At 47.5% G+C, this 25,157-nt stretch carries 26 protein-coding genes; 11 read left to right on the forward strand and 15 right to left on the reverse strand.

Annotation, left to right across the window (positions count from 1 at the left end; all coding sequences use genetic code 11):
- The first annotated feature begins 123 nt into the window (after positions 1-123).
- The 3 genes from FC34_RS04500 to FC34_RS04510 all read left to right on the forward strand — a co-directional run bounded on the left by FC34_RS04500 (position 124) and on the right by FC34_RS04510 (position 1,989).
- The gene (locus FC34_RS04500; RefSeq protein ID WP_057894210.1) at positions 124-315 is read left to right on the forward strand and encodes a hypothetical protein; all 192 of its coding nucleotides are present in this window, start codon (positions 124-126) and stop codon (positions 313-315) included.
- Between the two features lie 418 nt (positions 316-733).
- A complete protein-coding gene (gene lexA, locus FC34_RS04505) occupies positions 734-1,363 on the forward strand; it encodes a transcriptional repressor LexA (RefSeq protein ID WP_057894211.1) in 630 nt (209 codons plus the stop codon).
- Positions 1,363-1,989: a thermonuclease family protein gene (locus FC34_RS04510; protein ID WP_057894212.1), complete on the forward strand. Its 627-nt coding sequence runs from the start codon at positions 1,363-1,365 to the stop codon at positions 1,987-1,989. The genes lexA and FC34_RS04510 overlap by 1 nt, the downstream gene beginning before the upstream one ends.
- Before the next feature lie 33 nt (positions 1,990-2,022).
- Here the strand turns inward: FC34_RS04510 and FC34_RS04515 are convergent, their stop codons facing one another.
- The 9 genes from FC34_RS04515 to FC34_RS04555 form a co-directional block, all read right to left on the reverse strand.
- Positions 2,023-2,970 carry an AEC family transporter gene (locus FC34_RS04515; protein WP_057894213.1) on the reverse strand — a complete coding sequence of 316 codons (948 nt, stop codon included), beginning with the start codon at positions 2,968-2,970 and terminating at the stop codon, positions 2,023-2,025.
- Between the two features lie 20 nt (positions 2,971-2,990).
- Positions 2,991-3,605, reverse strand: a complete 615-nt coding sequence (locus FC34_RS04520) for a flavin reductase family protein (protein ID WP_057894214.1) — start codon at positions 3,603-3,605, stop codon at positions 2,991-2,993.
- A gap of 209 nt (positions 3,606-3,814) precedes the next feature.
- A complete protein-coding gene (locus FC34_RS04525) occupies positions 3,815-4,933 on the reverse strand; it encodes a hypothetical protein (RefSeq protein WP_057894215.1) in 1,119 nt (372 codons plus the stop codon).
- A gap of 83 nt (positions 4,934-5,016) precedes the next feature.
- Positions 5,017-5,568, reverse strand: coding sequence for a 5-formyltetrahydrofolate cyclo-ligase (locus FC34_RS04530; RefSeq protein ID WP_057894216.1), 552 nt, complete (start codon positions 5,566-5,568; stop codon positions 5,017-5,019).
- Positions 5,555-5,914 carry a DUF488 domain-containing protein gene (locus tag FC34_RS04535; protein ID WP_057894217.1) on the reverse strand — a complete coding sequence of 120 codons (360 nt, stop codon included), beginning with the start codon at positions 5,912-5,914 and terminating at the stop codon, positions 5,555-5,557. The genes FC34_RS04530 and FC34_RS04535 overlap by 14 nt, the downstream gene beginning before the upstream one ends.
- Before the next feature lie 2 nt (positions 5,915-5,916).
- Positions 5,917-7,278 carry an MFS transporter gene (locus FC34_RS04540; protein WP_057894218.1) on the reverse strand — a complete coding sequence of 454 codons (1,362 nt, stop codon included), beginning with the start codon at positions 7,276-7,278 and terminating at the stop codon, positions 5,917-5,919.
- Positions 7,279-7,825: 547 nt separating this feature from the next.
- A complete protein-coding gene (locus FC34_RS04545; RefSeq protein WP_420805041.1) occupies positions 7,826-9,208 on the reverse strand; it encodes an Nramp family divalent metal transporter in 1,383 nt (460 codons plus the stop codon).
- A gap of 166 nt (positions 9,209-9,374) precedes the next feature.
- A complete protein-coding gene (locus FC34_RS04550) occupies positions 9,375-10,316 on the reverse strand; it encodes a magnesium transporter CorA family protein (protein WP_057894220.1) in 942 nt (313 codons plus the stop codon).
- Between the two features lie 4 nt (positions 10,317-10,320).
- Entirely contained in the window at positions 10,321-11,202 is an 882-nt protein-coding gene (locus FC34_RS04555; RefSeq protein ID WP_057894221.1) for a LysR family transcriptional regulator, read from the reverse strand.
- Between the two features lie 115 nt (positions 11,203-11,317).
- Between FC34_RS04555 and FC34_RS04560 the strand changes: the two genes are divergently transcribed.
- The 6 genes from FC34_RS04560 to FC34_RS04585 all read left to right on the forward strand — a co-directional run bounded on the left by FC34_RS04560 (position 11,318) and on the right by FC34_RS04585 (position 16,114).
- On the forward strand, positions 11,318-12,982 hold the full coding sequence (locus FC34_RS04560; protein ID WP_057894222.1) for a malolactic enzyme: 1,665 nt from the start codon (positions 11,318-11,320) through the stop codon (positions 12,980-12,982).
- A gap of 4 nt (positions 12,983-12,986) precedes the next feature.
- Complete coding sequence (locus FC34_RS04565; protein ID WP_057894223.1) at positions 12,987-13,970, forward strand: AEC family transporter; 984 nt, start codon at positions 12,987-12,989, stop codon at positions 13,968-13,970.
- A 158-nt stretch (positions 13,971-14,128) separates the two neighbouring features.
- The gene (locus FC34_RS04570) at positions 14,129-14,563 is read left to right on the forward strand and encodes a pyridoxamine 5'-phosphate oxidase family protein (RefSeq protein ID WP_057894524.1); all 435 of its coding nucleotides are present in this window, start codon (positions 14,129-14,131) and stop codon (positions 14,561-14,563) included.
- Positions 14,564-14,652: 89 nt separating this feature from the next.
- The gene (locus FC34_RS04575) at positions 14,653-15,132 is read left to right on the forward strand and encodes a DUF2798 domain-containing protein (RefSeq protein ID WP_057894224.1); all 480 of its coding nucleotides are present in this window, start codon (positions 14,653-14,655) and stop codon (positions 15,130-15,132) included.
- A gap of 117 nt (positions 15,133-15,249) precedes the next feature.
- A complete protein-coding gene (locus FC34_RS04580) occupies positions 15,250-15,672 on the forward strand; it encodes a MarR family winged helix-turn-helix transcriptional regulator (protein ID WP_057894225.1) in 423 nt (140 codons plus the stop codon).
- The gene (locus FC34_RS04585; RefSeq protein WP_057894226.1) at positions 15,665-16,114 is read left to right on the forward strand and encodes a DUF2798 domain-containing protein; all 450 of its coding nucleotides are present in this window, start codon (positions 15,665-15,667) and stop codon (positions 16,112-16,114) included. Before FC34_RS04580 ends, FC34_RS04585 begins: the two co-directional genes overlap by 8 nt.
- A gap of 126 nt (positions 16,115-16,240) precedes the next feature.
- On the opposite strand, the gene FC34_RS04590 is transcribed toward FC34_RS04585, so the two are convergent.
- Positions 16,241-16,738 carry a peroxiredoxin gene (locus tag FC34_RS04590; protein ID WP_057894227.1) on the reverse strand — a complete coding sequence of 166 codons (498 nt, stop codon included), beginning with the start codon at positions 16,736-16,738 and terminating at the stop codon, positions 16,241-16,243.
- A gap of 216 nt (positions 16,739-16,954) precedes the next feature.
- Between FC34_RS04590 and FC34_RS04595 the strand changes: the two genes are divergently transcribed.
- On the forward strand, positions 16,955-17,431 hold the full coding sequence (locus FC34_RS04595) for a flavodoxin domain-containing protein (RefSeq protein ID WP_057894228.1): 477 nt from the start codon (positions 16,955-16,957) through the stop codon (positions 17,429-17,431).
- A 34-nt stretch (positions 17,432-17,465) separates the two neighbouring features.
- Here the strand turns inward: FC34_RS04595 and pepF are convergent, their stop codons facing one another.
- The gene (gene pepF / locus FC34_RS04600) at positions 17,466-19,271 is read right to left on the reverse strand and encodes an oligoendopeptidase F (protein WP_057894229.1); all 1,806 of its coding nucleotides are present in this window, start codon (positions 19,269-19,271) and stop codon (positions 17,466-17,468) included.
- Positions 19,272-19,626: 355 nt separating this feature from the next.
- Between pepF and FC34_RS04605 the strand changes: the two genes are divergently transcribed.
- Positions 19,627-21,165: an ABC-F family ATP-binding cassette domain-containing protein gene (locus tag FC34_RS04605; RefSeq protein WP_057894230.1), complete on the forward strand. Its 1,539-nt coding sequence runs from the start codon at positions 19,627-19,629 to the stop codon at positions 21,163-21,165.
- 39 nt (positions 21,166-21,204) lie between these two features.
- Here the strand turns inward: FC34_RS04605 and FC34_RS04610 are convergent, their stop codons facing one another.
- From FC34_RS04610 to FC34_RS04625, 4 genes are all read right to left on the reverse strand, one after another.
- On the reverse strand, positions 21,205-22,632 hold the full coding sequence (locus FC34_RS04610; protein WP_057894231.1) for an MFS transporter: 1,428 nt from the start codon (positions 22,630-22,632) through the stop codon (positions 21,205-21,207).
- A 128-nt stretch (positions 22,633-22,760) separates the two neighbouring features.
- Positions 22,761-23,510: an amino acid ABC transporter ATP-binding protein gene (locus FC34_RS04615; RefSeq protein WP_057894232.1), complete on the reverse strand. Its 750-nt coding sequence runs from the start codon at positions 23,508-23,510 to the stop codon at positions 22,761-22,763.
- An 11-nt stretch (positions 23,511-23,521) separates the two neighbouring features.
- Complete coding sequence (locus tag FC34_RS04620) at positions 23,522-24,238, reverse strand: amino acid ABC transporter permease (protein WP_057894233.1); 717 nt, start codon at positions 24,236-24,238, stop codon at positions 23,522-23,524.
- 78 nt (positions 24,239-24,316) lie between these two features.
- Complete coding sequence (locus FC34_RS04625) at positions 24,317-25,123, reverse strand: transporter substrate-binding domain-containing protein (RefSeq protein WP_057894234.1); 807 nt, start codon at positions 25,121-25,123, stop codon at positions 24,317-24,319.
- Positions 25,124-25,157 lie beyond the last annotated feature (34 nt).

The raw sequence follows: 25,157 nt of genomic DNA on the forward strand, positions 1-25,157 counted from the left end.
AAGCGAAATGTTTACAAATGGGTTAGATTGAGCGTTTTGTAAAGGTAATGTATACATTACCTTTACAAACTCAAAAATCAGTGTATAATTGTTGCTATCTTGACGAAAAGGGAGTGACAGCTGATGACTTTATTACACGGTTTAAAGTGGACATTAGTTAGTTTCATCGTGATCACATTCGCGCTGTTACTAACCAATCTCGCCACATTCGGAATCTTGATGTTGGTCCTCGATGCCATCTTTGCTGGGGTTTACCTCATGTATAAGAATGATCTCGATCGCCGCCAAATGCACAAGATGAACCTTATCCGGTAAAGGAACCAAAAGGGGTTGTGACAAAACGTAGTTTTGTCACAACCCCTTTTTGAATTTCCGAAAAAACTAGACTAATCGCGTTCCCAAAGACTGAGACTTCCTGTTAACAAGAAGTGTGAACACTCGCGCTCAGCAACCGAGCCCCAACACAGCTTTGCTGACTTGGCATCCTCGCCAAGGGCAAAGCAAGTTGGGCACAGGTTGTTGCGAGTTTGAACACGTTATGGGATTGATTCAAAAACCTAGGTTTGGGCTTTATCTTCAATCCTTGTTAATCCTCATTCTCAAAGCGTCTTTTGTCACAGCTTATTTTTTGCGGAAATCGCGCTGAAACCGCGGGAAACCGTTGCAAACAAGCGTTCGCTTTGTTATGCTGGAATTAACAAAATTACGGACGAAGAAAAGGACGGTGCGCCCCATGCCGACACAAGCCAGTCAGAAACGTTGGAAAGAAATTCTTGAAACAATCAATACTTCAATTGAAGGCCGGGGTTACCCGCCCACTGTCCGCGAAATCGGGAAAGCGGTTGGGCTATCGTCTTCTAGTACTGTTGCTGCGTACCTTGAGAAGTTACTCACCGCCGGCTATATCGCTAAAGACCCGGCCAAGCCCCGGACACTGGAGTTGACCCGCGATGGGCGTGAGTTCATTGGAGTTGGCGAAGCTGCTGGTATCCCAATTGTTGGGACCGTTGCTGCGGGGACACCAATCACTGCGATTGAAAACATTGAAGACTATTTCCCACTCCCAGATGATTTGAACTATGCCTCTAAAGATTTATTCATGCTGCGGGTTCAAGGTGATTCCATGATCAAGATGGGTATTCTGAATGGTGATCAGATTATTGTTCGCCAGCAGAATGAAGCTGAAAATGGTCAAGTGGTGGTTGCCATGACTGAAGAGAGTGAAGCAACTGTTAAGCGCTTCTTTAAGGAAGACAATCGCGTGCGCCTGCATCCTGAAAATGACACGATGGAAGACATGTTCTTTGATTCAGTTGTGATTCTTGGCGTAGTCGTCAGTCTCTACCGGCCGGTGCTGCTCTAATGCGAAAGTTACAAGTCTTTCTCTTCGCGTTCGTTGCTAGTCTGTTACTAGTTGCCTGTGGGCAGCAACAAGCCAGTCAGACCACGCATTCAAGCCAAACAAGTTCGTCGGTCAATACGGCTGCCGTTCAGGCTTTCGATGGCCGAAATTTTGACGTTCTGCCCAAGAATAAACAGATTCCAGTGACGTTTGTACATCATGTGGACGGGGACACTTCGAGTTTTCGCTTGAACAATCATGTTATCAAAGCCCGGTACTTGCTGATTGACACCCCAGAAACGGTTAAAGCCAATACCCCCGTTATGCCTTATGGGATGCAGGCTAGCAATTATACCCACCAGGCGCTTAATGATGCGCAACGAATTACGATTATGTTTGATAAAGGCGATTACACGGATAAGTATCACCGGGCCTTGGTGTATGTGTTTGTCGATGGCAAACTGCTACAACAACAACTGGTTGAGAAAGGCTTGGCCCGCGTGGCCTATGTCTTTGCACCAAGCACCACTTACCTGAATGCGCTAAATCAGGCTCAAGCCACTGCTCGAGCCAATAAACTCAATATTTGGTCGCGTGAAGGTTATGTGACCAATCGTGGGTTCAATCCCAAAGTCTTTGCAAAATAAAAACTCGGCCTAGGCCGAGTTTTTTTGTGGGCATTAGTGGAGTTGCTGGACAAAAGTCATCACAATTGGGATGACGACCATTGCCGCGAGTGTAGTTTCGGCCACGGTGATTGCGGCCGTGTCCGCATCGGCACCGTATAGTTTGGCCACAACCGGGGCATTGGTCATGACGGGCATGGCCGATTGTAGGATGAAGATCTGTTTCATCATCAAAGGCACATGGGCGAAGAAGACCAGCCCTAACATAATGAGTGGTGCCAGGATGAACCGGCCAAAGAAAATTGTCAGCATTTCCCGATTCAAGCGCAAGTGATTGAGACCTGCTTGGTGAATGGCAATCCCAATGAAGAACATCGAACCCGGGATTGTTAGTCCGCCAACATAATTTAAGTCTGTCATTAAGAAGCTCGGCAACTTGATTTTCAGTAGCACTAGAATCACGCCAACAATGAAACCAAGCAGTGGCGGTGAGAAAATTTTGCTCAAGGCTTGCTTGATTGAGAAGACGGCTGACTTAGGCCCATCACTTTGAATCAGATACACGCCAATGGTCCAAAAGATTGTGGTGTTCGCCATGTAATAGACGAGCACGTAAGGCAGACTTTTGGGGCCAAACAAAGCGAGATTGACCGGCAAGCCAATGAAGACGGTATTGGAATTGAAGAACATTGACTTGAAGAGCCCCTGTCGACCCTTAGGCACTTTAATCAACCAGCAGGCCAGATAGGACAAACCAAACAGAATAAACATTGATAAGAGCGGAAACCGTAATTCGGGCAGAAGCTGTTTCAATTCATTGGCAGTGAATTTGTCACTAATTGTCACAATCATATACGCCGGAAGCGCAATCTGGGTGACAATCTTAGCAATCAGTTTACTACTGTGGTCGTCAAACCAACCACGTGCAGTCAGCCAATAGCCTAAACCGATGAGAATCAGAATTTCTAATACCCCAAAAACACTTGAAACAAATGCTGCCATGATAAACCTACTTTCTAGAATTAACGCGGGCGGTGCAGAATAAAGGTGTCGCCAAGATGGGCATAGGTGGGGCCAGACAGACGCGCAAGAGGATCTAAGGCTTGACTGTTGATGTATAGGTGCTCTGGATCAATTACGGCGTCAGCGAAATGAAAGACCGCGACTTTGAGAATAAACAAGTCGGTGATGATAGCTCCTGCTGCATCGGTGACTGGTGTATATTGATACAATTGGGTTTCCAAGCGAATCTTGGGTGCAACTAAGCCTGGTACCCGGACCACGTCGCTTGCAACGGTTGGTAGCGCCAGAGACGTCAGTTCGCTTTGATCAGGGGTCATGGTGGCGGCACTCTGGTTCATTGGGCCCACCAAATCCTGACTGACGATGTGGACGACTGCCTCTTCATTGGCTAAGAGGTTGACGGCAGTATCCTTTGGCCCATCGTGGCGCAGGATTGCCACCGAAAGTAGCGGTAGTTGGTTACTAATGCCTGTGAAGAAGGAAAAAGGCGCCAGATTGACGGTCTGTAAATCTGGGGTCTGCGTGGTCATCCAGGCGATTGGGCGGGGAATAATGCTGCCAGACAGCAATTTATATTGGTCCCGCGCTGACAAGTCAGCGGCATTAATGTCCATACGACACCTCCTAGTGTGATAGTGTACCGCAAAAATTGGTGAATGATAAATGGCCGCTCCAAAACAGAAAAGGGGTTGTGACAAAACTACGTTTTGTCACAACCCCTTTTTGAATTTCCAAACAAACTAAACTAATCACGTTCCAAAAGACTGAGAATTCTTGTTAATCCTCATTCTCAAAGCGTCTTTTGTCACAGCTTCTTTTATGTTTAGCCTTGAATGGCGCCATCACCGGTAATTGTCACAGACATGGACTCGCCGGTTTGACGATTACGAACGTTGAAAATGAAGCCAGATCCGTCGCTCGTCATTCCTGATTGTTCAGCGGAATATTGAGAAGCAGGGTACTTCTGCAGCAAGATTGCATAGGCCTGATCGACGTATTTAATCTTACCAGTACCTACATTAGCGTTGTTGTTGGAACTGCTACTGCTGCTTGAGTAACCAGGGACAAGAATCGGCACAACTGAGTCTCCACCGCGATTGGCTGATTCAATAATAGCAGCTGAAATTTGAGCGTCAGACCATTGCTTATCATCTTTGCCAATATCACGTAATTGCTGCCGAGCGATTTGAATCATCGCCGCCGTTGGCACAAATCCGGATGAGGCGGACGAAGAACTTGTCGAACTGGTGCCTGTTGTGGTCTCACTACTGCTGGTAAATGGTGACGAGCTTTCACTGAGCTTTGGGGTCTTCTCTTGACCTTCAGCAAAATCAGCCAGAGATTTGACGTCAAAGGAAGATGATTTCATCGGCAGCCGTGATTCCAAATAATAGTAATTGTCTGGGGCACGATCATCGAGTGAAATCTTGTTGTTGAGCACATCCGAAATCGCATCGGGATAGCCAGCAGTTGTTGAGTCGCTTTGGGAATCAGCGTCAGCGACATAGTTGGTGATTGAGTTCGGGGTCTTGTCTGAATAGGCTGTCGGATTCGCATAAGCATAGACATTGGCTTCTTCACTCTTTAAATTCAACTCATCACCAGATTTGGTGAAAGTCCCATGGTCGTTGATGACCATCGGTGTTGAGTCGCGATCATAAATGAGAAGTCGCGTGTAACTTTTGTTCTTAGACAGCTTTATCCAGACAGATAATTGGCGCAAATTATCTGTCGAATCGGTCACACTACCAGAGGCTGCATAGGTACCCGTGTCAAAGCTCGCCTTTTTCGCGGTAGCAGAGCTGCTGCTTGAGACACTTGGTCCAGAAACATCAGGTGCCCGCCGAATTAAGAGGAAGGCGCCAATCAGAATAATGGCCAGGCCAATTAAGCTTAGAATGATAATTAAAGTGGAGCGATGATGTCTTCGTTGTTGGCGCATATCGAATGTGGCGATAAGGGCAGAATTCCCCTTATCTTCCTTTCTAGAAGTTGTATCCAGTATACCGAAAAATTATGAATTTTCTACAAAGAGTTCTTTAAGTCAGTCGTGATTAGCGTATCAACCGGCCAGTCAAAAATTTCAACCGGCCATTGAGCAGTGTCAAATTGTTGGACAGGTGCGACAAGGCTGACAGTGGGGCCGGAATATTCAGCTAAGAAACGGTCATAATAACCCGCACCAAATCCTAACCGATAGTGGCAATCCAGAGAAAAGGCGACGCCGGGAACAATGACCAAATCAACATTTTGATTCTGTTTGGTCACATCAAAGGCTGGCTCAGGAATACCAAATTTGCTAGTGATTCGTGGCCCGTCGTCAGGCAAAAACGCTAATTGACGTTTTGGCATGGTTTTAGGGAGGTACACCGTTTTGCCCGCGGCCTTAGCTGCTTTGATTAATGGTTCAGTGGGGACCTCAATGGGACTACTCACCGTTGTCGCGATGGTGTTAGCGTGTTGCCAAACTGGCAAGGTTAACAATTGGCGTAATAAGTCAGCGCCAGCAGCCTGGGTTTGGGCCGCATGGGCATTGAGCTGGGCGATTTGGGCTTTGCGGAAATCATTTTTGTTCATTGAGGGCCTCCGTTAACCATTCTTTCAGGACTTGGGCGTGATTGTGAACCTCGTCTTTGGCCCCGTAAAGCAGAATCACCGGTTGTGATTGGGCGGCCACGGTTTTGACAAAGTCTGAAGCAGCTGGATTGGTGTCTAATTCCGCTCGATACTTTTGAGTAAAGGCAGTGAACTTATCAGGCTCGTGATTGAACCATTGCCGCAATGCGGGGGTTGGAGCCACATCTTTCGCCCACAAATCCAGGTTGGCGGCCACCTTGCTAATACCACGGGGCCAGAGGCGATCGACCAAGACCCGAAAGCCTGCTTGCGGCGGTTTAGCATAAATTCGATCCAGTTTAAGCATGGTTAGCCCTCCTTAATTACTTTTGGTAGACTCAACCCTAATAATAACCCAATCAGCCCGATAACCCCAAAGATTGCGAAGGTGATTTGGAAACTCAGTGTACTGTTACCAGTCATCAACTGACTTTGTTGAAGCGAGAATGTCGCTAGGACAACCCCGGCTGAACCTAGCAATTGGCGCATCGTTGTGGTGACTGCCGTTCCGTCTGCCAATAGGTTCTTGGGGAGTGCATTGGCGCCAGTTGTGACGGCTGGCATCATCACGAACGCATTCCCAGCTTCTGTCACCATGGCCAAAAGAATTGCGCCAATCAGATTGAGATGTGGTGTCAAAATGGTTAATAGCGCAAAGCCAGCAACAATAAGGCTCATGCCAATCAAAACCACTCGCCGTGGTCCAAATTGGTCCAGCATTTTACCTGAGTAGGGGTTTAATAAACTAAGGCCAACGGCTGCCGGAACCAATGATAAACCGGAAACTAGTGGGCTCACATGTAAATGGGTCTGAAAGAATAATGGCATCACAATCGTGGTCACAATCAAGGCAACGTATGAAATCCCAGTCAAAAAGACGGCTTGGGTAAACCGCTTAGTCGCAAACACGCGCAGTTCAAGCAGAGGTTTGCTGCGATGGAGCTGGCGGTAGACGAACCACACCGCTGCAATAATGGCGATGACTGCGATGATCAGCAGTTGGGTGCTCAATCCTTTTGTCAGGCTGGTGAGCACATAGAGTAGGGCTGGGAAACTGGCGGCTAAAATGACTGAAAGCCAGTCGAATGGGCTCTGGTGGAGTGCCATTACAGGCTTAATTGTGAGATAGGAGAGCAGTAAGACGACAATGCTGACGATTAAGAATAAGACAAACAATGCTTGCCAGTGGAACCAGGTGAGTAGAATCCCGGAAATAATAGGGCCAACAGCTAATGCTGAACCCATGACGAGCCCAGCAATCCCCATGATTTGGCCACGCTGTTCCTCGGGCGTAATGCTCATTAAAACGGTCTGGAAGCTGGGGAAAATAATCCCAACTGCGAGCGCTTCAAGCAGACGGCCAATCATCAGAACCGAAAAGCTGGGCGCCCAAACACACAGGAGTGTCCCAATCCCGAAGGTTGCCACGACCGCTTGAAACAGCCGGTCAAATCGAATGTTTTCTAGCAGCCAGGGGCTGACAGGAATCATCAAACTCATCACCAACATGAAACCGGTCGTGAGCCAAGAGATCGTGCCGGCACCCAGGTTAAAGGTCCGCATGAATGCAGGGTAGGCGGTGCTGAGTGCGGATTGAGAAATGGACATCGAAAATGTGCCAGTTAATAACGTGGCAATAAATGCTGGATGGTTAAATTCTGTCTTTTGCATAATACGCCTCCTAAGCTATTTCTAGCCTAGGCCAAAAAGAATTCATTATCAAGAATGATTCTAATTTGGAAGCGATTAACCTTTCTCTTCTTTCGCTGTGCCTTCGGCTTCTGTGCTGGTGGAACGCTGTGGACACAACTTTGAGCCCGAAGTTCACGGTCTCAAAGCTTGGTCTTGTGCTAAGCCGTTGCCGGCTACGCGCAATGTCACAGCTGACCGGCAGAAGCCGTGTGGCAGTTGGATTTTCGTTTAGATTGACAATCATTTGCGCAAAAAAGCGACTACCGTGATGGCAGTCGCTGAGATATTTGTGAATAGAGCTGGATTAAGCTGACAGCGTGCGGCGTAGAATCCGCTGGTCAGCTGTGAAATTGTTCAAGGTTGAGTGGGTTTCTCAACCCTGAACAAGGTCGAGCTTGGAGACCGCGGTTTTGGCGGGCTTCAAGTCGGCCCACAGCGTTCCACCGGCGGAATTCTGCAGCAACGCTGCACCTAAGACTAGATAGCAACGCTGCAGATCAGACCCAATCAATTGACAATGAAAGGGTTAGCCGATGCTTGGAACGACGCCAATCACGCCGAGAATCAGGTAGATATTCAGACCGGTCAGAATAATTGAGACGGCCCAGGCGGTGTACTTGACCCACGCCTTATTCTTGAACTCACCCATGATTTTCTCGCTACTGGAGAAGACCGTTAATGGGAACATGGCGAACGGCAAGGCGATACTCAAGAAGACCTGCGACAGCGTTAGCAATTCTTCGATTTTAGCTTCATTATCTTGGTAGATGATGGCAAAAATCAGCACAGGAATCACACTGAGTAACCGTGTAATCAATCGCCGAGCCCACATCGGCATCTTCATGTGAATGAAACCTTCCATGACGATTTGCCCAGATAAGGTCCCAGTAATGGTTGAATTCTGCCCGGAAGCCAGTAAGGCCAGAGCGAAGAGCATGGATAAAACAGGGCTAGCGATGGAGCCAGCGATATCTTTGTTTTGCAGGGCGTAGAACAAGTCTTCAAAGCGGCCGAGGCTTGATGCATGACCGAAGAATAAGGCTGCCCCCAAGATTAACAGTAAACAGTTGACCACAAAGGCGATGGTTAATTGAATGTTTGAATCAATCACTGTGAATTTCAAAGCTTTGCGCAACTTCTTGGGATCATTACGATCATACTTGCGCGCTTGTGCAATTGACGAGTGTAAGTAGAGGTTATGAGGCATCACCGTGGCACCGACAATCCCCAGGGACAGGTACAACATCCCCTTATCAGTCACGATGTTTGTATGTGGCACAAAACCAGCGAACATAGAGCCAATATCTGGTTTTGCCAGAATCACTTGATACAAGAAGACAACTAAGATGACACCAACTAATGTAGCCACGATGGCTTCAATCTTGCGGAAACCGAGACGCATTAATAATAGCAGTAAGAAAACATCAAATGCGGTGATAAAAATACCAGCGACAAGCGGGATGTGGAACAGCAGCATCAGCGCAATCCCAGACCCAATAATTTCGGCGATATCTGTCGCCATAATGGCAAGTTCGGTGATAATCCATAGGAAGAATCCACCGGCTTTAGACGTTTGGTCTCGCGTTAACTGGGCCAAATCTTTCCCAGTCACCATGCCAACCCGGGCCGCCATGGCTTGCAGTAGCATCGCAATCAAGCTCGAAATCAGAATGACTGAGAGCAGGGCGTATTTGTATGACGCCCCACCGGCGATACTCGTGACCCAGTTACCTGGATCCATGTAACCCACCGCGACTAACGCGCCTGGACCAGAGTAGGCGGCTAAAGTCTTCCAGAAGCCGGCATTATCTGGCACATCCACGGTGTTATTAATTTCCGACAGCGAAGCCCCGTCTGCGTAATGAATGAACTTTTCGTGCCCGTTTTTGGTTAAATCTTCAGGGCGCAAATTCTGCTTGTTTTTGTCCTCCATTGGATTTCCCTCTTTCTGTGTCAGTGCTCCCACCAACCTAAATTGTTAGGTACTCCTAAACCATTTTCCATTGTAGCGGTTCAAGCCTGTTTCGGCAACAGTTTTCACCCGCATAGCTGAAGTTTTCAAAGTTGAGCCGTAGTTAAAAATAATCGTGGCGATGCAACCACCAGGCGACGAGACCACACAAGACCGCCGTCAAGGCCATGAGCCACCAAAAAGCATTGTAGGCATGGGCAAACGGCAGGCGAACATTCATCCCATAGATGCCACCGATTATTGTCGGAATGGTGAGAATGATGGTCAGTGAAGTGAGCACTTTCATGATTAAGTTAAGATTATTTGAAATGACACTCGAGACAGCGCTGTTGTACTGCTCCAAGACCCGTTCAGTGGTGGAGACCATACTCTGGGCCTGGCTAGCTTCAACGCTCACTGCATTGATTTGATCAAGATAGGCCGAAGTCGTGAAGTAGCGGTCATTAGTAATGAGCTGGTGCAGAAAATCTTGCGAATGTCGCAATGCATTTTCAAAGTAAATCAAGCTCTTTTGCATCGACATAATTTGATACATCTGGGTGTTCTTGGCGGCATGGCCAAGTGAGCCTTCCAAACTGGCCGTTTCACCGTTGAGCTTGTCCATGGCATCGACAAATTGATGCAATGCGGTCCAGGTCAGCTGTAGGGTGAAGGATTCAGGATCGGCAGTCAGTGGGAAGGGGGCGTTGGGGATTTGCTCGTTAATGGTGATGGGCTGGTTGGCAATTGTCATCACCCAGTCCTCCCAGATAAATAAGGCGACAGACTGGGTGATATATTGGCGATAGCCCATGGCATTGCGACTTTCCACTGGAAAACGCAGCAGCATGAAAGCTGGGGTATTGCGATCATCGTTAAAGCCATCAATCCGCGGGTCTTCGTGGGGATCGGTAGCCGCTAGCACGTAGCTTGGCGGTAAGTGATATTGATCAGTTAGAGCTTTGAGCTCTTGTTCACTAGGGGCTTGAATTCGCAGCCAATTGGGCTTTTCACCTGGCTGGGCAGAAACGATTCCGCCGTTAGTGATGGTATATGCCGTTTGCATAGCACTATCCTCCTTGCGTGAGATGTTCGAGATGGGTGACCAAGTTTTGAGCCACAGGGCTGAGGACTTGGTTCTGACGATAAACCACAGAAATTTCAAAATGCGGTTGGTTTGGTTCAATAAGCGGGACGGTGACGAGGTGGTCCTCAGGTGTGACAGCGAGTTCAGCTAAGAAACCGAGGCCTAAGTGTTGTTGCACCATGCGCTTGACGAGGCTGACATCACTGGTCCGATATAAGATGTTTGGCGAAACACTTTCGGTGGCCGCAAACCAGTCGAAAGCTTTCTCGTGGACAAAACCTTCATTCAATAGTATAAATGGCGTCTGTCCCACTGCTTCGAGACGGACCCCTTTGGACTTAGCTAAATGATAATCCGGTGACATGACCAGGGTAAAGGGAAAGCTCGCCAAACGTGTCACATGTAAATCGGGACTGACCAGAGGGCCGCTGGAGCCAAGCAGAGCAACATCAATTTCGCCGGATTGCAACGATGCGAGTAACGCCGCTGATCCAGCTTCTTTAGTGGTCAGCTGACTCATGACGCCTGTATCGGCCAGTGTCTGGACGATTGTTGGGAAATAGTAATTGCCAATAATGGGCGGGAGGCCGAATGTGATTGTCTCAGGCGCGGTGAGCTCAGCTTCAATCAAGGCGAGTTCATGGGTAATGACTAACGCGTGTTGATACAACTTCTGTCCGGCCTCAGTCACAATGAGTTGCTGGCGACTGTGGTCCCGACTGACTAATGTCTGGTTGTATTGCGTTTCTAACCGTTTAAGGGCAAAGGTAATGGTCGGTTGGGTGACATGGAAAGCTTGGGCCACCTGAGAAAAGTTTTTTAATTCCACAAGTTTAATGAAGTAGTCTAAATCGCGAGTATTCATGCGGCTTCCTTTCTGTAGTTATAAATAATATTTATTGTAACGCAATAAGTTGACTATAACTTTTTCGAGGGTTTAGAGTACAGCTTGTAAACAATATTGATGGGAGGAAATATATATGAATTACACACCAGAACAGATTCTAGCTAACCCATTCTTAAATAAGGGCGCAGCCTTTACTAAAGAAGAACGGAATGAATTAGGCTTAAACGGCTTAGTTCCACCTGCTGTCTTGACTTTGGATCAACAAGTTAAGCGGACTTATGCCCAGTACCAAACGAAGGTGAATGATTTAGAGAAGCGTCTCTACTTGATGGACATCTTCAATACCAACACCGTTTTGTTCTACAAGTTGTTCTCTGAACACGTTGCAGAATTCATGCCAGTGGTTTACGACCCAACCATCGCTGACACGATTGAAAACTATAGTGCATTATACCTTCAACCACAAAATGCCACTTACCTGTCAATCGACGATCAAGACAACATGGAAGCAGCCATCATGAACAGTGCTAATGGCCGTGACATCCGTTTGATTGTTGTGACCGACGCTGAAGGGATTCTTGGTATCGGCGACTGGGGTACACAAGGTGTCGATATTGCTGTTGGTAAGTTGATGGTTTATACCGCCGCTGCTGGGATTGACCCAAGCCAAGTGTTACCAGTTGTGCTTGATGCTGGGACGAACAACAAGGCGCTCTTAGATGATGACTTGTACTTAGGTAACCGTCATGAACGGGTTTACGGTGACAAGTATCACGCCTTTGTTGACAAGTTCGTTGAAATTGTTGAACGTCGCTTCCCTAACTTGTACTTGCACTTTGAAGACTTCGGTCGGAGCAATGCTGCTGAAATCTTGAACCGCTACAAGGACAAGATCACAACCTTTAATGATGACATTCAAGGGACTGGGATCATCGTGCTTGCTGGTTTGTTAGGTGCTTTGAACATTTCCAAGCAGAAGATGACTGATCAAGTTTACTTGAGCTTTGGTGCCGGGACTGCCGGTGCTGGGATCACCAGCCGGATTTATGAAGAATTCATTCAAGAAGGCATGAGCCCTGAAGAAGCTAAGAAGCACTTCTACATGGTTGACAAGCAAGGTTTATTGTTTGATGACATGACCGACTTAACCCCTGAACAAAAGCCTTTTGCGCGTTCACGGAGCGAATTCAGCAATCCAGACAGTTTAACCAATCTTGAAGCTGTTGTGAAGGAAATCCACCCAACCATCTTAGTTGGGACTTCAACTGTTCCTGGTACTTTCACTGAAAGTATTGTTAAGGAAATGGCTGCGCACACAGAACGGCCAATCATCTTCCCATTATCAAACCCAACCAAGCTTGCTGAAGCTAAGGCTGAAGATTTGATCAAGTGGACTGATGGTAAAGCCCTAGTCGCAACTGGGATTCCAGCTGCTGACGTGGACTACAATGGCGTGACTTACCAAATCGGCCAAGCCAACAATGCCTTGGTATACCCAGGTCTTGGTTTAGGGACGATTGCTTCAACGGCTAAGTTACTCAGTGACAGCATGATTTCTGCTGCTGCTCACAGCTTAGGTGGGATCGTAAACACCGATGCACCTGGCGCCGCTGTCTTGCCTCCTGTAACGAAATTGGATGCATTCAGCCAAACAGTTGCTTTAGCTGTTGCTAAGCAAGCTGTTGCTGATGGTTTAAACAAGGAAGAAATCAAAGACGTCGAAAAGGCAGTCGCTGATATGAAGTGGGTTCCTGAATATCAACCATTAAATAATATTACGGTAAACAAGGAGGGGTAAGCTCTTGACTGCTTTAGCAACTTCAATTCAAAGTATTTTAACAATTGTGATCATTATTGCGTTGGGTTATATCTTACAACGTAAGGGCTGGTTTGATGACAAGTTCGGGGGAACAATCTCTAAATTACTGATGCAAGTCGCTTTGCCTGCATCAATCTTTATCCAAGTTTTACAACGGTTAACGTTGGATAAGTTAGTTAGCTTATCATCAGGCTTAGTTTACGGCTTTGGCGCCGTGATTTTAGGCTACATTGTAGCATTCTTACTTGTCTGGATCTTAAAAGTGCGTCCTGGTCGTCGTGGGACATTCATTAACATGTTTGTTAATGCCAACACGATTTTCATCGGGTTACCATTGAACATGGCGTTATTCGGTGATAAGGCTGTCCCTTATTTCCTCATGTACTACGTGGTTAACACGGTATCAACCTGGACATTAGGGGCCTTCTTAATGAACTGGGATGACCCAACCAAGACCCAAGATGGTTCTGGCAAGTCTACCTTCAACTGGAAGAAGCTTTTACCAGCACCACTGGTTGGTTTCTTAGTTGCTTTGGTCTTCTTGTTACTCCGGATTCCATTTGTTAACGTTGGCTGGTTAAGCTTTGCCGTGAACGGTTTAACTTATGTTGGTAGTTTGGTTACCCCATTATCCTTGATTTACATCGGGACCATCCTGGCCAAAGCTGGTTTCAAGTCAATCAAGTTCGATCGCGATACTATCGTGGCCTTACTTGGTCGGTTCGTGATTGCACCTGCTTTGATTGCTGGGCTGATTATCTTAGGGATGAACATGGGCTTCCATATGCCTAGCTTAGAAGCACAAACCCTCATCGTGCAGGCTTCTGCACCTGGTTTAGCTGTGCTGCCAATCTTAGCAACTGAAGGTCATGGTGATGTTGAATACGCAACGAACGTCGTAACATTATCAACTGTTTTGTTCGCCGTTGTTGTGCCAGTTATCATGATGTTAGTCGCAAACTTCTAATCTCGAATCTCATAATTAACAAGAATCTCACGGTGTTGTGAAGACGCTGTGAGGTTCTTTTTTTTGTGGGTTTTCAGGGGAAGACAAGATGTTAGCACCCATGCTTAAAAAGTGTTAGCATGGCCTTGTTGAAAATTTATAAGGAAGCAGATGATTTCATGGTAGCATTAACACAAGCAATGAAAGACATGATTGGCGCGCAACTCAATTTCTTGTCCACCGCTGATGAAGACGGGAATCCTCAAGTCGGCCCTAAGGGTACAATGCGGGTCTTTGATGACACCCATCTGATTTACAATGAACAAACTGGGAAGCAAGCTTGGCATAACCTGCATGTGAACGGTAAGGCCGCAGTTGCCACTGTTGACCACGCCGCTTTGAAGGGCTTCCGGTTCGAAGGTCATGTGGAAGGCTTCCACGACGACGACCAAATCTATCAAGATTCAGTTAAGTTTGCTGAAGAACGTCACTTACCAGCCGTTATTGCGGCAGTTGTGATCGCTATTGATCGGGTTTACTTACTCGATGCTGGCCCACACGCCGGAGACTTAGACGAAGGTGTCGCTAAGCCAACCGATCACTTTACCCACTAAACATTTTATGACCAAAGCAGCAGCGTACAGACCTAATGGTTTTGGCGCTGCTGTTTTGGTCTCAACTGACAGGCGAGGAGGATGTGGCCGTGCCGAAGAACTTCAAAGAGGAACTACTCTATACGGGGATGATGGCCGGCATGATGGCGTTGGGTATGAGTCTATACAATGTGATGCGCGCCATCGGCATTAATCTGTTGGCTTTGAAGAAGGTCTTACTTGGCTTTCCGATCGGCTTCTTCATCGCCTGTACCATTGCGTTTATGATTGGGGCGCCATTAGTGAAGGCCTTTGTATTTAAGTTCATCATTAAAGACCCTGACCACACAAAGCCTTTATGGACCGAGTGGACGATTTCCGGTTTGATGGTGCTGGTCATGGTCACGTTTATGACGGTTTATGGCCTGTTTAAAACCGGTCAATGGCGCGTAGCCATTTATTGGCACGACTGGTGGTTAAATATTTTGGTGGCCTTGCCCTTGCAATTCCTGCTTGTTGGGCCCTTGGCCCGTTGGTGGTTGACCCACTATCAGAAGGCCCATCCAATCAGTTCAAAACAGCAAGACTAAAATTAGCGGTTGCGACAAGACCTCAGTTGGTCATTGTCACAACCGTTTTTTGGTGACTTGAAAAATCTGTTTTTTTTCGTTATAATTGTTAGCTGACTAACGAATTGGAGGAACAGCATGACGATATATTTTGGCCGCTTGGTTAAACTGGCGGCGAATCAACTGACACGGGACTTTGATGCGTTTGCCAAGCAGTATGACCTGACCAGTACCCAAATGGCCATGATTGACTACCTTAGTCGTAGTGAAATGGTGACGCAGCGCGACATCGAACAGGAATTCAATATTCAACGCTCAACCGCTACATTAATATTACAACGGATGGAGAAGGCGGAGTTGGTTCGCAGGGAGAACTTAGCGAGTGATGCGCGGCAGAAACAAGTTCTGTTGCTGCCCAAGGCGCAAGCACTGGAAACAGTTATTCAAGCCTACATGCAAGAATCTGATCAGCAGCTCTTGGTAGGTTATGAAGATCAACAAGTCCGCGAAATGACCCAATTACTAGAAAACATCATTAAAGGAGTAGACAAGCATGCCTAAGAATTTGAAAGAAGAAATTTTATTTACCGGAATGATGGCGGGGATGATGGTCCTGGTCATGAGTCTGTATAACGTGATGCGCGTGGTCGGGGTTAATGGAACCGCTGTGACTAAAGCACTCATCGGTTTCCCACTTGGCCTGATTGTAGCCGGGATTTTGGATTTGGCCCTTGTTGGCCCAATTGTGAAGGGAATTGTGTTTAAGTATTTGATTAAGGATCCTGAGAATACGGCCCCAATCAGGATTGCACTGACGATTTCGACGTTAATGGTGTTGGGCATGGTTAGCTTGATGACCGCCTATGGGCTTATCATGACTGGTCAAATCGGCTGGTCACAGTATTTTACTGGGTGGTTGATTAACATTGTGGTTGCCTTGCCCCTGCAACTATTGATTGTTGGCCCATTATCTCGAGCAGGCCTGAGTCGGATTCAAAACTAGTGCACGCCAAAAGAGCCCATGACAATTTGTCATGGGCTCTTTTTATAATGCTGCATTCCAAAAGATCGAGAATCCAGACCGAATCTTCATTCTCAAACCAGCTTTTGTCACAGCATCTATTGAAGGCTAGCCACGATGGGTTTCGAGGAAAGCCAAAGCGCTGGCATAATCTGGTTCGTCTGTCTGTTCGCTAATAAGTTCGCGGTAGACCACGACGCCGTCCCGGTTGGTAATCCAAACGCTGCGGGCATCGGTACCGTTGTCAGGGGTGTAAAGGCCCATAGCGCGGCCAAAGGATGCGTCCGTGTCAGAAAGCAATTGCATCTTGGTGACATCTTCGGCAGCACACCAGTTTTGTTGTTGATCAACGGTATTGGTTGAAATCGTGTAGAAACTGATGTCTTGAAAACTGTCCATTGCCTGATTAAATGCCTTGGTTGAGATACTACATACGCGAGTATTGATATCTGGAACGACACTAATCAGTGCCATGTCCCCGGTCATGTCAGCATTTGACACAGGCTGATGTTGTGCATTTTCAACGCTGAACCGTGGTAATTCGTGCCCGAGTGCCAGTGCATCACCGTTGGTTTGCATCGTCGCACCATGTCTTGTAATTTGCATGCTCAAAGCCTCCATTTTTTGTCATACCCGTAGAATACGCAATTCCCGCTAAAATAGCAACCCGAGACTGCCAGCAGCGACGCGAGTTGAGCGGACAGCTGTCAGGCCAAAATTAAATAAATAATAAATAGCAATCGTTATAGTTGGTGGGCGTTAGGCCGTCTTGCTACAATCAGCTTAACAAGAGTCGAAACGCGGTCGCAAGGGGGAATCAAGATGGAAGACGCAATTGTCATTTACACCTCCAAAACAGGCTTCACCCAACAATATGCGCTTTGGATTGCGCGGGCACTGCACTGCGAGATCCTGGATAGTAAGTTTGTCACAGCAGAGGATCTCAATAATCGGCGCATCGTTATCTATGGCGGGCACGTAGTCAGTGGCCATGTCACGGGGCTGCAGCGCTTCTACCGGCGTTACCAAGCCAGTTGTGCTGGGCGCGTATTGGTGTTTGGCACTGGGTTGCTGAAAGAAACAAGTATGAACTTAGATAAAGTCGCCGCCAAGACGAAGGCATTGCTGACGACCAACGAGCCGTTCTATTATTTCCAAGGCTCAGTGACGACTGATGCCGTGCCACTTTGGCGGCGGGTACAACTCGCTTACTTAAATCGCAAGTACCACAATGAATTGGCTTGTAGTGAGGCTGAGCGGATCACGCCACTCGTGCGTCACGTCCAACAACAAATTTAAAAAGCTGAACCGGCCCAAGGCCAGTTCAGCTTTTTTAGTCGAGATGATTGCCTAGGTCGATGATTTCGTCCACGGTATCATTGAGAAATTTAATTGTGTTGTGGAGCGGTTCTGCGGTGGTGACATCCACCCCAGCGACCTTAGCGGAATCAATTGGATTGAGACTGTCACCTAGTGCTAAGAAATTGAGCCACGCATCGATTGCGGGTTGCCCTTCATTGAGTACTCGCAGATAAGCTTGGGTAGATACAGTTAGGCCGGCTGAATAGGTGTAGGAATACAAACCCATATAATAGTGGCTTTGGCGCATCCAAGTCAGTTCTGCCCCTTCTTCGAGTTTGACAGCATCGCCCCAGAAGTCTGTCAGCACTTGGCGTTTAATCTGATTCAAGCGGGCGGCATCAAATGACTCCCCGGCATCAATCAGCTTGTAAACTTCCCGTTGAAAAGCTGCTTCTAATAAATGGGTGATGAAGTTGTGGAAGTAGGTATCACCGAGTAAGCGTGACAAGGCAAACCGCTTCAGGCGATTGTCAGTCGCTTTTTCTTCGAGGCTGTGGGTCATGAGCAATTCGTGGAATGTTGACGGGCTCTCAACCACATACATGGAAGGTGCCGCTGCTAGGTAGCCGTGGTGCTCTTGGGCCAACGTCATCTGACCGGTATGACCAAGTTCATGAATGAGGGTGTATAAGCTTGGCAAGCTGTCACTCCAGCTCATCATGACATATGGGTGTACGCCGTAAGGCCCAGCAGTGTATGCACCAGAATCTTTCCCTTGGTTGGCTGGGAAATCCGTCCAGCGTTCTGGGTAGCTCGCCATAATCCGATCGTGATAGGCTTGCCCCATAATCGCCACAGCATCGCTAACGTACTGCTTGCTGTCTTCAATTGAAATTGTTGGGGCGTAGTCCGGGTCAAGGTCAATTTGTAAATCAGCGTAGCCCATGTAATCCAGACCCCAGACTTCTTTGACGTAAGTCACATAGCGCCGCATCACTGGTGCGAGCTCGGTCATAATCACATCGATTTGGCGATTAAACATATCGCGGGTGACTTCCTGATCGGCCAGTAGATAGTCGATGACTGAATCATAACCAGCCATGGTTGCGAGCGTCTTCTCTGTTGAAACCTGGGTGTAGTAGGCAGTTGCCATGGTGCTCTGGTAGCGCCGCAAGGTTTTGTTGAACTGTGCGTACGCATTTCGCCGAATTTCAGTATCAGGGTGGTTCTGGTAAGTTTCTTCATAACTGACAAATGAAAGCGGATATTCTTGGCCATGGGCGGTGAAAGTGCCAAAGTCCATGTCCCCAAAAATGGCTTGGTCCCGAATTTTGGATGGCGCGGCCAGCGTTGGCCCAAGTTCAGCGAGGGCCTTTTCAACGTGAGGATCCAGCCGATGGTCCGCTTGGGCCTCAAGATGGCGCATATAACTGGCAAAGTCAGGGGCTTGACCTGCGACGTCAGCCAATAAGGCCTGCGGTTGCGCTTTGAGCTCGGACTCAACGAAACTGATTTGGCCAGCAATTTTGGCAGCCAGTTGGTCAACTCGATTCAATTGGGCGGCCAGATCAGCGTTGGTCGTATCAGTGGTATAAGGCATAAAGCCCCAATGTGAGATGCGATCGAGTTTGGTCAAAATATTCTCATAGTCACCCAGCGCATCAATAATGGTGCTTGCACGGTTGAGCTGGCCGGTATACATCCGCTCAAAATCATTCGTCAAGGCTTGGACATCTTTGAAATCTTGCTCGAAGGCCGTTTGGTCTGGGTAAATGGCTGATAAATCCCAAGTGAGTGCAGGATCGACATCTTTACGTCGTGGCAAGGCTTCCGTCATATTAAATCCCCCTTTATCGTCTGTAATCTCCTTTAGCTTAGCGATTGTTCGGCGTGGGGTCAATGACTTGAGATTTTCTGAAAACAGCTCTGGTCTATTTGACAGAAGGAGCAATTTAGCGTAAAGTTAACATCAATTTACAACGGAAGAAGTGTTCATTTTGCATCCACTCACAAGAAAAACTGCTCTGTACAGTTCACGATGACCAGCGTACAGAGCCGAATGTGGGTCATCGACTCGACTACCCGAGTGTCTTTTGGTGTGGCGTCGAATCGGTGATTGCAAGAACACGTGCGGGACGGCTGGGACAGCCGCCCCTTTTTTATTGCTTGGCAACAAGCGACTGGAGGAAACCATGAGTCTTTTAAAAGTTGAACATTTGAGCCATCAGTTTTTAGATAAACAACTATATAGTGATACAGGTCTAGTGGTGAATCCCACAGACCATATGGGGATTACTGGCCAAAATGGTGCCGGGAAAAGTACCTTGATTCATATCATTACGGGTGATCTCATTCCAGATGAGGGTAAGATTACGTGGCAAAAGCATTTGCATGTCGGTTACTTGGACCAGTATGCCAAACTGACACCGGGGATGACCATTTTTGATTTCCTGAAAACCGCCTTTGATGAGTTGTTTGAAGAAGAAGCCAAAATGAATCAGTATTACACCGATTATGCGACCAATATGGATGACAAGTTGCTTGAGAAGGCTGGTGCCATTCAAAGTTTGCTCGAAGCCAAAAACTTCTATGACATTGATACGACTGTGGAAACCGTGGCCACTGGTCTGGGCATTGATGCCTTAGGCTTTGATCATGACGTTTCTGAGTTAAGCGGGGGCCAGCGGTCGAAGTTGATTCTGGCCAAGTTGCTACTGGAAGCACCTGATATGTTGTTACTGGACGAACCGACCAACTATTTGGACACGAATCATATTGATTGGTTGAGCGATTATTTGAATCATTTCGAGGGCGCTTTTGTCGTGATCTCCCATGATTACGACTTCTTGGACCGTGTGACTAACTGTATCTGTGACTTGGAATTTGGCCAGTTGACCCGTTATACCGGGACATTGCAGCAAGCATTCCGCCAAAAGGAAGCAAATCGCGAGAGTTATTTGAAGGCCTATGAGAACCAACAGAAGAAAATCGAAAAAACCAAAGCTTACATTCGCAAGTTTAAGGCGGGCTCCCGGTCGACTAGTGCCAAGAGCCGTGAGAAACAACTGGCCCACATGGATGTGCTCACGCCACCAAGCACTCGGCCAACGCCGAACTTCCGGTTCCCGTATGCAGCCACGGCAACTCAGATTCTGTTAACAACGACCGATTTGGAAATTGGCTACACGAAGGCACTCTTACCAGCGTTGAATTTCTCAATTGGAAACCATCAAACAGTCGTCCTCAAAGGCTTTAATGGGATTGGGAAATCGACCCTGATTAAGACCATCATTAATGAAATCAAGCCCATCAGTGGTGAGTTTGAAGTGGCTAGCACCGTGCAGTTTGGCTACTTTAAGCAGGACTTGAAATGGCCTAACCCACTGGCAACCGCGCTTCAATATCTGCAAGCGGAATATCCCGAGATTAAACCCAAGGAATTGCGCCAAGTGCTAGCGCGGACCGGGCTGACGTCTGAAGAAGTCATGAAGCCACTCAAGCAACTGAGTGGGGGCGAACAGTCCAAGGTCAAAATTGCCGAAGTGCTGCTCACGCCATGTAACTTCTTACTCCTAGATGAACCGACGAACCACTTGGATGACGACACGAAGAATGCGTTGCGCACAGCCATCAAGGAATTTGAAGGTGGCGTTTTGCTGGTCACCCATGAAGAAGACTTCTATGACGACTCTTGGGTCGATAAGGTGCTTGATATTGAAGCCCTGATTTAATCAAAAAAGCCGCCAAAAATTTGGCGGCTTTTTGTGTGGCTAAGCTTTCTTAGCTGAACGCCGAAGCAAGCGCTGCAGTGCGATAAGTGCGGCAATGACCAGTAAACCTGCTGAAATAAGGAATGACCAGCGCATCGCGGAGATGAAAAGATCATTCTGCTTGAGCGGATATGAAGTTACATGGCGCCCTGCTTGGGCACTCATAATCCCAAAGAGTGAAGTCGTTGAGAAACTGACCCCTAGAATCATCCCCAGGTTCCGGGATAAGGCGTTGACACTACCAGCAATCCCTAAGCGATCCGTAGGCACGGCAGACATGACGGTCGCATTATTCGGCGACTGGAATAGCCCTAAGCCAATCCCCAAGATAATCGTCGTGAGCGCGTAGAAGCCCAATGACGTATTCAACCCGAAAGTAGCGGTCATAAATTGCGCGATTGTCGCAAGAATGAGACCAATAGCCGCAATAATTGGCCCGCCAAACTTGTCGGCCAAGACCCCACCAACTGGTCCAGACACCAGCATAGTTAAGGGAACAATTGAGAGCAATAGTCCAGAGAAACCAGATGAGAAACCACGCGCATTAACCAGATAGTACGGTCCTAAAACGTTGAAGAAGAAGCCATTGATGAAGACGAGCAAGGCAGCAATGAGACCTAATGTGTAGTCAGGGATTTTGAAAATTGAAAGATCTAGTAACGGTGCTTTGGCATGGTTTTCAACGTAAATAAACCCAATGAATGCCACGACAGCAATGGCAAAGCAAGCCAGAATAACGGGTTGAGTAAAGCCAATCTCTTGGCCCTCAAGCATAGCGTAGAAGAAGCTGACAATGACCACGGTGAAGGTGGCTGTCCCCAGCCAATCAATCTGAGCTGACCGGGCAGGAGCTTCTTTTGGCAGGCCGTGCAAACCAATCAGAATTGCAATGATGCCGATTGGCACATTAATCCAAAAAATGTAATTCCAAGGCAAATAATTGAGAATGAGACCGCCAAATGCTGGTCCCGCGACAGCCCCTAAAGCAACAAAAGTTCCAATGACCCCCATTGCTCGTCCGCGTTGGCTAACCGGGAAGGTACTGGTGGTAATCCCGAAACTATTGGACATCGTCATCGCAGCACCGGTGGCTTGAATGACGCGCGCCGCCAGCAGTAATCCCAACCCCATGTTCAATCCAGAGAGGAACGAGCCAATAATGAAGACGGCCGTCCCAATCTTGAACACGCGGCTGCGGCCGACAACGTCTCCCAGTCGGCCGAAGAACATCAGCAGAGAGCTAATGGTAATCAAATAGATGGAAACGACCCATTCAATCTCACTGGAAGAAACATGGAGCGATTTAGACATGATGGGCATCGCAATATTGACGATGGAGCCATCGAGGGTAGACATGAAACTGAAAATCCCTAAAGCAATCAAAGTTGAGATATTACGGCTTTCTGAGCCGGTCGGTTGTTGTGCCATATGCGTCGTCCTTTCGCAAACGAATTCACTGATAATTTTGAGCTAACTCATTAAAATGTCAATTGATGCGCTTGCTCACCAAAGGCACAAAAAAACTGTGTCGCTCCGAAAGGAACAACACAGTATGATTATGCTTGTTTAGGATCAAAGGTGCCGGCAGCTAGAAAGGCCTGAATCCGTGGTGTCGGTTGCGCAAAGAATTGCTCAGGGTCACCTTGGTATTCGATTTTGCCATCTTCTACGAAGACGATTTTATCGGCAACGCCACGGGCAAAATCCATATTATGCGTCACGATGACGATGGAGTCTTGCATTTTCGCTAACTCGAGAATGACTTTCAACACTTCAACCTCGAGCTCAGGATCCAATGCGCTGGTTGGTTCGTCAAACAGCATATATTCGGGAGTCATGGCGACCATGCGGACAATCGCGATTCGCTGTTGCTGGCCGCCACTCAGTTGATCAGGATACACGTTTGCCTTGTCAGCTAAGCCCACTTTTTGAAGCAAGGACATTGCGTTGGCTTCGGCATCTTGTTTGGACTGTTTCAGCACATGAACCGGGCCTTCGGTGATGTTCGCCAGAACGGTCAGATGAGGGAAAAGGTTATAGCCTTGGAAGACAATTCCGAGCTTTTTCCGTGCGGCGAGTACTTCCTGTTTGGTCAACGGTCGGCTGAGATCATAATGTAAGTCATCGAATTCATACTGACCAGAGTCGGGCATTTCAAGAAAATCGATTGTCCGCAACAAGGTCGTTTTCCCAGAACCACTGGGGCCAACGATGACCGTTGTTTTGTTAGCGGGAAATTCAACCGAGACGTCATGGAGGCCATGACCGTTGCCGAAATCCTTGTTGATTTGCGTTAATTTAAGCATGGCGCACCTCCTTAGAATTCTTGGCTGGCTTGGACATAACGACTAGTCCATTTCTCAAGATAGATTTGTAGGATATTCAGGATTGACGAGAGCATGAGGTATAAGAATGCGACCAGGGAGTAGGAGAGCAGCGGGTTATAATACAACGCTGCAAACTGCTGGCTCACTTGGAACATTTCAATAATCGTAATGCCACTAGCCAAACTGGTGTCTTTCACCAAACTGATGAAACTGTTGGAAAGCGGGGGTAAAGAAACTCGGGCGGCTTGAGGCAAAATAATGCGCCGTAAGACCATGCCCCGCGTCATGCCTAATGCATAGGCCGCCTCCCATTGAGGACGAGGAATAGATGAGATCGCGCCTCGAACAGTTTCGGAGGCATACGCCCCTGTGTTGAGGGAAAACGTGATAATCCCAGCGGTCCAAGCGTTGAGTTCAAAAATAGGATGCCCGCTCACTTTAAGCATTGGTAAGCCGAAAAAGACGATGAATAATTGAACCAGCAACGGCGTCCCGCGGAAAATCCAGACGTAGAACCACACAATGCCTTTCAATAGTTTCATGAAGGGCTGTTGGCTTTCAGAAATGCGCACGAGGGCTGCCAGAACAGCGATAAGTAAACCAATGGCAAAGGAAATCAGTGTGAGGGGAATGGTGTATTTCAGCATGGCTTCAAGCATTGGTGGCAGCGATTTAGTGATAATGGTCCAGGTGTCCAAGGCAATCATCCTTTCTTAATTAGTTGGCTAACACAAGGACAGCACCCGCAAATCAAGTTGAGATTTGGGGTGCTGTCCAGTGAGCCATTATTTTGTCACATCGGAACCAAAGAATTGTTTAGACAACTTGGATAAGGTGCCATTAGCCTTAAGCTTCTTCAGTGATTGATCAACCCGCTTCAACAAAGCCTTGTCAGACTTAGTCATAATACCCGCAATTGGTTGGGGTTTAATCGTGTTGCCAGCGCTGATGAGTTTGATGTCAGCCTTTGGATTCTGCTTGAGATAGGCGTGGAAGGAAGCGGAGTCATTTAAAGTGCCATCCACTCGACCTTGATCAATCAAAGCAACCGACTGGGCAAAGCCATCAACGGGCACAACTTCGGCGCCTAATTGCTTGGCGTCGACAGCGTTATTGCTCGTCACGCTTTGCGCCAGTTTCTTGCCTTTAACGTCTTTAATGGTTTTAATGGTCGTATTGTCTTTCTTAACCCCTAATTCAGTTTTACCAGCAATGTACTGGGTGGTAAAGGCGTATTTAGCTTCGCGTTCCGGTGTTTGGGCAACGTTGTTGAAGACGACGTCGTATTTGTTCACGTCTAAGCCAGCAATGAGTGAATCCCACTTGCTTTCGACAAACTTCACCTTCACGCCCATGTCTTTGGCAACGGCCCGAGCCATTTCGACTTCAAAACCGGTCAATTTACCATCGTCGTGGTAGCTGTACGGTTGATAGGTGCCTTCAAGCCCAACAGTGAGGGTGTCCTTTGTGACAAGTTCGCTTGAATAGCTGTCAGACTTACTGGTACTGGATGATTGTGAGTTGCTGTTCCCACAAGCAACCAGAATTAGCGCCAAAGCGATGCCGGTGATGGCAGTGAGCATTTTTTTCATAAGTATCATTCCTCCATTTTTATTTTATGGCATT

The organism is Lacticaseibacillus brantae DSM 23927 (assembly GCF_001436115.1).
Taxonomy (GTDB): Bacteria; Bacillota; Bacilli; order Lactobacillales; family Lactobacillaceae; genus Lacticaseibacillus; species Lacticaseibacillus brantae.

Coding starts and splice junctions, on each gene's coding strand:
- FC34_RS04500 (WP_057894210.1), top strand. CDS start 124: ATGACTTTATTACACGGTTTAAAGTGGACATTAGTTAGTTTCATCGTG.
- lexA (WP_057894211.1), top strand. CDS start 734: ATGCCGACACAAGCCAGTCAGAAACGTTGGAAAGAAATTCTTGAAACA.
- FC34_RS04510 (WP_057894212.1), top strand. CDS start 1,363: ATGCGAAAGTTACAAGTCTTTCTCTTCGCGTTCGTTGCTAGTCTGTTA.
- FC34_RS04515 (WP_057894213.1), bottom strand. CDS start 2,970: ATGGCAGCATTTGTTTCAAGTGTTTTTGGGGTATTAGAAATTCTGATT.
- FC34_RS04520 (WP_057894214.1), bottom strand. CDS start 3,605: ATGGACATTAATGCCGCTGACTTGTCAGCGCGGGACCAATATAAATTG.
- FC34_RS04525 (WP_057894215.1), bottom strand. CDS start 4,933: ATGCGCCAACAACGAAGACATCATCGCTCCACTTTAATTATCATTCTA.
- FC34_RS04530 (WP_057894216.1), bottom strand. CDS start 5,568: ATGAACAAAAATGATTTCCGCAAAGCCCAAATCGCCCAGCTCAATGCC.
- FC34_RS04535 (WP_057894217.1), bottom strand. CDS start 5,914: ATGCTTAAACTGGATCGAATTTATGCTAAACCGCCGCAAGCAGGCTTT.
- FC34_RS04540 (WP_057894218.1), bottom strand. CDS start 7,278: ATGCAAAAGACAGAATTTAACCATCCAGCATTTATTGCCACGTTATTA.
- FC34_RS04550 (WP_057894220.1), bottom strand. CDS start 10,316: ATGCAAACGGCATATACCATCACTAACGGCGGAATCGTTTCTGCCCAG.
- FC34_RS04555 (WP_057894221.1), bottom strand. CDS start 11,202: ATGAATACTCGCGATTTAGACTACTTCATTAAACTTGTGGAATTAAAA.
- FC34_RS04560 (WP_057894222.1), top strand. CDS start 11,318: ATGAATTACACACCAGAACAGATTCTAGCTAACCCATTCTTAAATAAG.
- FC34_RS04570 (WP_057894524.1), top strand. CDS start 14,129: ATGGTAGCATTAACACAAGCAATGAAAGACATGATTGGCGCGCAACTC.
- FC34_RS04580 (WP_057894225.1), top strand. CDS start 15,250: ATGACGATATATTTTGGCCGCTTGGTTAAACTGGCGGCGAATCAACTG.
- FC34_RS04585 (WP_057894226.1), top strand. CDS start 15,665: ATGCCTAAGAATTTGAAAGAAGAAATTTTATTTACCGGAATGATGGCG.
- FC34_RS04590 (WP_057894227.1), bottom strand. CDS start 16,738: ATGCAAATTACAAGACATGGTGCGACGATGCAAACCAACGGTGATGCA.
- FC34_RS04595 (WP_057894228.1), top strand. CDS start 16,955: ATGGAAGACGCAATTGTCATTTACACCTCCAAAACAGGCTTCACCCAA.
- pepF (WP_057894229.1), bottom strand. CDS start 19,271: ATGACGGAAGCCTTGCCACGACGTAAAGATGTCGATCCTGCACTCACT.
- FC34_RS04605 (WP_057894230.1), top strand. CDS start 19,627: ATGAGTCTTTTAAAAGTTGAACATTTGAGCCATCAGTTTTTAGATAAA.
- FC34_RS04610 (WP_057894231.1), bottom strand. CDS start 22,632: ATGGCACAACAACCGACCGGCTCAGAAAGCCGTAATATCTCAACTTTG.
- FC34_RS04615 (WP_057894232.1), bottom strand. CDS start 23,510: ATGCTTAAATTAACGCAAATCAACAAGGATTTCGGCAACGGTCATGGC.
- FC34_RS04620 (WP_057894233.1), bottom strand. CDS start 24,238: ATGATTGCCTTGGACACCTGGACCATTATCACTAAATCGCTGCCACCA.
- FC34_RS04625 (WP_057894234.1), bottom strand. CDS start 25,123: ATGAAAAAAATGCTCACTGCCATCACCGGCATCGCTTTGGCGCTAATT.